The sequence below is a fragment of the Lysinibacillus mangiferihumi genome, from assembly GCF_003049665.1.
Taxonomy (GTDB): domain Bacteria; phylum Bacillota; class Bacilli; order Bacillales_A; family Planococcaceae; genus Lysinibacillus; species Lysinibacillus mangiferihumi.
This window is the reverse complement of the sequence record NZ_PYWM01000071.1, coordinates 1-5,414: the sequence shown is the minus strand read 5'-3', so window position 1 is coordinate 5,414 and position 5,414 is coordinate 1. Positions and strand designations below refer to the sequence as shown.

The following is a 5,414-nucleotide window of genomic DNA, read 5'->3' as shown; positions in this document are numbered from 1 at the left end:
TTTTACCACATGGCAAGTGTAACGTTTAAACACTTTAGCTTGTTTTATCTCGTGTGTTTCGTCCCTATGACATCCATAAGTGGTCCCTTATAAGTAAAATGTCATATCGCTTATTCTCGCTCTTATTACATTAGCGCTAAAATAGCACTTCATGATGGCTCTGCCTTCATGAAGTCTCGATTCTCAAACAATTATTGTTCATTGGGTCCATTCTGTTCTTCTTCTCGAGAGTGACAATATAGCCAATCAAGGTTTAAAAGGTTACGATTCCTCTCTTAAAATCTGGATCATCCATTTCTTTGACTGAAATTCATAAAATCCGGTGCTCTCAGGGTCTGTTTCAAGTAGACCTCCCTATTTCTCATGTATTTTGGTAGGTTGATAGGTTTAATCAACTCAGTGTGAAAATTTCACAAATTTAAAACAGTCTTTATCTTGTCCATAAGTACATACACTTGGATTTTCTGTTCTTGATTTTCACCAACAAATTCCATACACGTTTCTTTCAAACAACCATAGAAATCAGAACTGTTCATAATAATTTCGTTATATGATGCTGTGTTAATGAATATCATTATGCCTTCTTTAAATTCAATCTCCTCAGAATGCTCTGGAAGTTCATATCCCATCATATGATCTTGCCACGGCTCTCTCTTGGATAAACACTCTAGTACATTGAGTAAATCACTCTTCAAAAAAGAAAAAAAATCTTGGATGACTGGCTGTTTGTCTATTAACATGAAACCCCTCCTAATTACCATAATTTTTCCATTCTAATACTGGGTATACACTTTCTATTTCTCCTGTAGTTGGATTTTTCCATCCTTCAAATTTTAATCCATTTGATGTGCCTTGTATTACCTGTTGCCCACCTCTAGTTAAATATTCAGTACCGTTATCCATTGCCTCTTGACAATATTTATACATTTGTTCATCAGTAAACACATTTTCATCGTAAACTGTCTTTTTATGAGTTGATGCTTTAAATTCACTTGTATATACACCACGTTCTTGTTTTCCTATCTTGTAGTACACATCGTGTACACCCGGGACAGAAGGATGTGGTTCCTTTTTCTCCACTTTATATGGAATTCCATTGGCATCCAAATAGTTGAAAAATTCCTTTTCATTATGACCGCCACTTACGCCCGTTTTATTAACACCTTCAGGTTGTATCAAATGATTTTTGCTGTTAGCAGAATAGTTATGTTTAGGTACACCATTAACCGTACCCTTAGTATTCGTATCGTTAGGAGAATTGTTCGTTGACTTACCGCTCTCGCCACCCGTCGTTTTTTTGGAAGATACTCCTTTTAGGCCTGCAACGGTTGTTGCAACCCCTAAGCTATCTAGCCAATGTTCCTTGGAGAGAGGATCTTTTGGGTTAACTGCCCCTTTCACCATGTCCGTTAAGCCAAAAGTTGCGTAATTCAGAAAGTCAGAAGGTGAATTGAACATCTTATCTGCTCTACTTTTCGCTCCTGACCAGATACCATCTAGTGCGCCAACTGTTAAATAATTCGCAAAATCATACGGGGAATCCAATGCTTTGTTTTTCCTGTTGTTTAGACCATCTGCAAAATCTTTGCCGATTTCCTTAAAGCTATTCAGAGACTTCCCTAGCGGATTCTTGGCTGCTATGACGGTTTTCTTCACCGTCTCTTTAGCCTTCTGCACGACTACCTTCGCCTGTTTGACAACGGTTTGCGCTTTCTTTTGCACCTGCTTGACCACGAGCACAGCTTTCTTCGCAACTTGCTTGAACTTTTTAACGATTTTACTCTTGGATAGATTATTTTTGATTTTCCTGGCTTTTGTAAAAACCTTACCAATCTTTTTCTTGAGCTTTTTCTTTGCCTTTTTTATAGTTTTCTTTATTTTATTTTTCGCTTTTTTGATTTTCTTTTTGGCTGACTTTGCCGCATTTTTGACCTTGCCGACAACAGGGATACTACCTAGTGCACTGCCGATTGCACCGAATAAGCCTTTGCTCTTGCCTTTACCACCTTTCCCTTTCTTCGCCATTAAGCACCACCCCCTGTGAGGGGAATCATGCCCATGACGTCTAGGCCTTGTTCTAAGTTGTCATCATCATAATTATCTTCCGCTGCACTGGACACAGAAACAGGCGCTTTAATAGAACCTTCCATTTCAACTACTTGTCCTTGTATATCTGTAATCCCATCAAGAACAAGGCTACTTGATCCACACGTAAAGCGTAGGGATTCGCCTGCGCTCATAGAGATGCTTTTGCCTGCAAAGGTGATATTGTCATTGGCTTTAAGGGTAAGCGGATGCTTACTGTGCACCTCAATCCCACTTTCTTGAAGAAGCCTGAGGAAAACGGCTCCTTCCTTCGCGGTAAATGTCACCGATTGTGGGTCGAGCTTGATGTCTTTACCACGTGGTGTGCCCCAGTAAGCCGTTTTGGGATCAGCTGTTTTTGGGTTAGCGTCGCCGCCCTTTCGAACACTGTGACGAGCGATTGCTGTTTCTTCGCGATGCATCGGAAAAGAAAGCTGGAGGCGCACTTGATCCTTCTTGACCTCTAATATCTTCCCTCCTGCTTTTCCATACCTAGAGTACACAATAAACTTTCACATCATATGCCTAATTGTCGCGGAGATAATAGATATGCTAATCTCTACACCATAGCGGTCGGGTTAAGTCACATTGAAGTTTTGGAATTAGCCCTTCATCCTACCGATAGGGGCGGCAAATTTTACAGTTGCGAAAGATTTTTAACAAAAAAACAAGTCAATCATGGTAGTACCTTACCATAATCAACCTGTTCAAGTATTTTTGTGCACACAAACGGAATTTCTACATCTTTATACAGGTATTACATAGGATAAGTATGTTTTTGGTGAATGATGAGTTCATTCGTCACCCATTCCACTAAAAAACTTCTAACTGTGGAGTTTATTTCAAACCTTTAAATAGTAACTTGGTTGTCTTGTTCTTTCAAACACTTATTTCACTGACCTCAAAATCTAGCAAAATAGCACTTCAAACCTATTTAAAATTATTCGTTATAATTTTCTGTGTCTTCATCACTCATAATATACTCTATATCTTCATCAGTAAATTCATTACCATCTGATACAGGATGGCCATTAACATCTAACATCCCCATTACTGCTTCATCTCTGTCCGATACAATTAAAGTATAATCTTCAAACAAAAATGGATTTGGAGGCAAATCTACTGTTACTCTCCACGCTGGACGGATGTCATCATTATCCCTATTTATTATATCTACTTTAAATGTATAGGCTTCATCAAAAAACAAATCTTCTATCTGTTCATTAACTACCCCATCCAATTCTTTTTCTTGATGATATTTTTTTGCAATTTCTATTGCTTCCTCTGGTGTTAACACTGTATCAACTGTAATTTCTCCTAGTTTGCGATAATGTCTTGGAAAATCTTCTTTCTTCAATTTTAAATATTCTTCAAATTCTTCATCAGTTAAACTCTTAAACTCTTCATCAGTCATTTTTTTATATTCATCTAAAGACATATCATCACCATTTCCTTTTATTTCAAATTCATTCTTAATCTCTCAATATATTCTAATGAATGATCTAACGAATCTTTATCAAATAGATGCTTATTCTTCATAATTTGTTCAAATACATATTCTTCTCTATCTAAGCGACTCAACTTCATATAAGCATCTTTTCCAATATCTAACCATTGTTCAGCGTGATAACCTTCATGGTATAGATTAACGACAGTAGGATTTTTTTTGATAAAAATTTGTCCATTTCCATAATCAAAAGCCGCTTCATATCCACCTTTAAGTATCTTTTCCTTTTTGTCTACTTTAACAGGTACCCCCAATTGTCCCCATTCTTTCTTAAATTGTCTAACCTGTTGCCTGTAGCAATTGTTTCTCCCATACTATTAGTTTGTTTATTGACTTTTCTGTAATCATAAGTCTCACTGGCTACCTTAACATTTTTATCTGTACCCTATGTTGTAATCTTAAAATCTGCTAAAAAAAACACCCTATCTAAAACCTTATTAAACTACTTTTTCTACTTTTATTATCGGTAATTCATAGGCTGTTTTATGCTTCATCATTCCATATACAATGTTCACAAGCCTTCTCATGATGCAAACCAACGCTTGTCCCTTTGTTTTACCTTCTTTAAGTTTCCTTTGATAGTAAGCATGAAATACCGGGTTTCTTGGTAACTTACTTCCTTTTGCTACTTGCACTTGTTGCACAGCTAGGTTGTAAAATATAGCGTGTAGCGCCCGATTTCCCTGTTTGCTTTTTTGTTCCTTGCCTTTCCCGCCAGAGCCAAAGTAAACTGGCGCAATCCCCGCAAATCGTGCTAATTTGTTGGCATTTGGAAAACGGCGTACATCACCTATTTCTGCAATTAATGCAGAAGCCGTTACGAGTTCAATGCCTGGCATAGAGTCTAGTTGAAAGTCTAGTAAATTCATTAACCCTTTTAATTCTCGTTCTACATAGCGTATTTCCTGCTTTTTAAACAAAATGTCTCGAACGATGCTTCTCACTAGAAAATCTCGTATTTCTTGGTGTTCTTTTATTGTGTTTCCATCCTCTTTAAACAGCTTTAAAATTTCACTCGCTTTTTTCACCGAACATGTATTGTGACTGGCTTCTAATAAAAAAGTGGTCAATTGCTTAACACTTGCACCCTCTAAACAATGTGGAGACGGATATCGTTCCCAAAATGCCAATGCTGTTTTTCCATCAACCTCTGAGAAAAACTTCTTATAGCTTGGATAGTGGTGGCTTAATTGAATATGTAGTTGGTTTTTTAAAGCACCTTGTGCCTTTACTAATGCATTTCTTCTAGTGACCAGTTGTTGTATCGACCAAAACAAATCCTGCGGTTTAGCGTCTGGTAACTGGTCTAGTTTGTTCACCAAAATTCTGGCTACACATTCTGCATCCCAACTGTCACTTTTTTGTGTCGTCATATGACTTTTTCGTTCAGCATATGAAAGTGCTGGATTTACTTCTTTTACAACCTGTCCATGGTCGGTTAAAAACTGTGCCAATGCCCTTCCATAGCCCCCAACATCTTCTAAACCAAAAATTGGTGTCAACCCATCTTTAATATGTTTATAAATATCTAGTAAAATCGTTGAAAAAGCGGAAGGTTTATTTTCAAACTTTATTTCATCTAACTTCTCCTGCCAACAATTAATAATAACAGCTACATGGTGTTGCTTATGTAAGTCTACTCCTACATAAAAATGTTTCTGTCGTTCGTGCATTGACTTATCCTCCTATTCAATAGAATGAAAATGCCGGCAACCTTAGTTCGAGCGTTCACCAACTGGTGCGCATTGGTACGAAAGCCTATCCATTTTCACCGTTATATGAAGATATATAAGTAAATGAGCACCTTTTTTAAGTAGCCCTT

6 protein-coding genes are annotated in these 5,414 nt (G+C 37.3%); all 6 read right to left on the bottom strand.

The genetic code is table 11. The features are described 5' to 3' along the window. Positions 1-410: 410 nt before the first annotated feature. Positions 411-740, bottom strand: coding sequence for a ribonuclease toxin immunity protein CdiI (locus C9J37_RS27095; protein ID WP_107897878.1), 330 nt, complete (start codon positions 738-740; stop codon positions 411-413). Positions 741-750: 10 nt separating this feature from the next. Beyond that, on the bottom strand, positions 751-2,025 hold the full coding sequence (locus tag C9J37_RS29315; protein ID WP_235617282.1) for a CdiA family toxin C-terminal domain-containing protein: 1,275 nt from the start codon (positions 2,023-2,025) through the stop codon (positions 751-753). Then, positions 2,025-2,507 (bottom strand): hypothetical protein, encoded by a 483-nt coding sequence (locus C9J37_RS27085; protein WP_235617281.1) that lies wholly within the window; start codon positions 2,505-2,507, stop codon positions 2,025-2,027. The genes C9J37_RS29315 and C9J37_RS27085 overlap by 1 nt, the downstream gene beginning before the upstream one ends. A 518-nt stretch (positions 2,508-3,025) precedes the next feature. Further along, the gene (locus C9J37_RS27080) at positions 3,026-3,523 is read right to left on the bottom strand and encodes a PepSY domain-containing protein (protein ID WP_107897877.1); all 498 of its coding nucleotides are present in this window, start codon (positions 3,521-3,523) and stop codon (positions 3,026-3,028) included. Positions 3,524-3,540: 17 nt separating this feature from the next. After that, complete coding sequence (locus C9J37_RS27075) at positions 3,541-3,846, bottom strand: zincin-like metallopeptidase toxin domain-containing protein (RefSeq protein WP_235617280.1); 306 nt, start codon at positions 3,844-3,846, stop codon at positions 3,541-3,543. Positions 3,847-4,029: 183 nt separating this feature from the next. Then, complete coding sequence (locus C9J37_RS27070; protein ID WP_107897876.1) at positions 4,030-5,265, bottom strand: IS110 family RNA-guided transposase; 1,236 nt, start codon at positions 5,263-5,265, stop codon at positions 4,030-4,032. Positions 5,266-5,414: the final 149 nt, after the last annotated feature.

Coding starts and splice junctions, on each gene's coding strand:
- C9J37_RS27080 (WP_107897877.1), bottom strand. CDS start 3,523: ATGTCTTTAGATGAATATAAAAAAATGACTGATGAAGAGTTTAAGAGT.
- C9J37_RS27085 (WP_235617281.1), bottom strand. CDS start 2,507: ATGCATCGCGAAGAAACAGCAATCGCTCGTCACAGTGTTCGAAAGGGC.
- C9J37_RS29315 (WP_235617282.1), bottom strand. CDS start 2,025: ATGGCGAAGAAAGGGAAAGGTGGTAAAGGCAAGAGCAAAGGCTTATTC.
- C9J37_RS27070 (WP_107897876.1), bottom strand. CDS start 5,265: ATGCACGAACGACAGAAACATTTTTATGTAGGAGTAGACTTACATAAG.
- C9J37_RS27095 (WP_107897878.1), bottom strand. CDS start 740: ATGTTAATAGACAAACAGCCAGTCATCCAAGATTTTTTTTCTTTTTTG.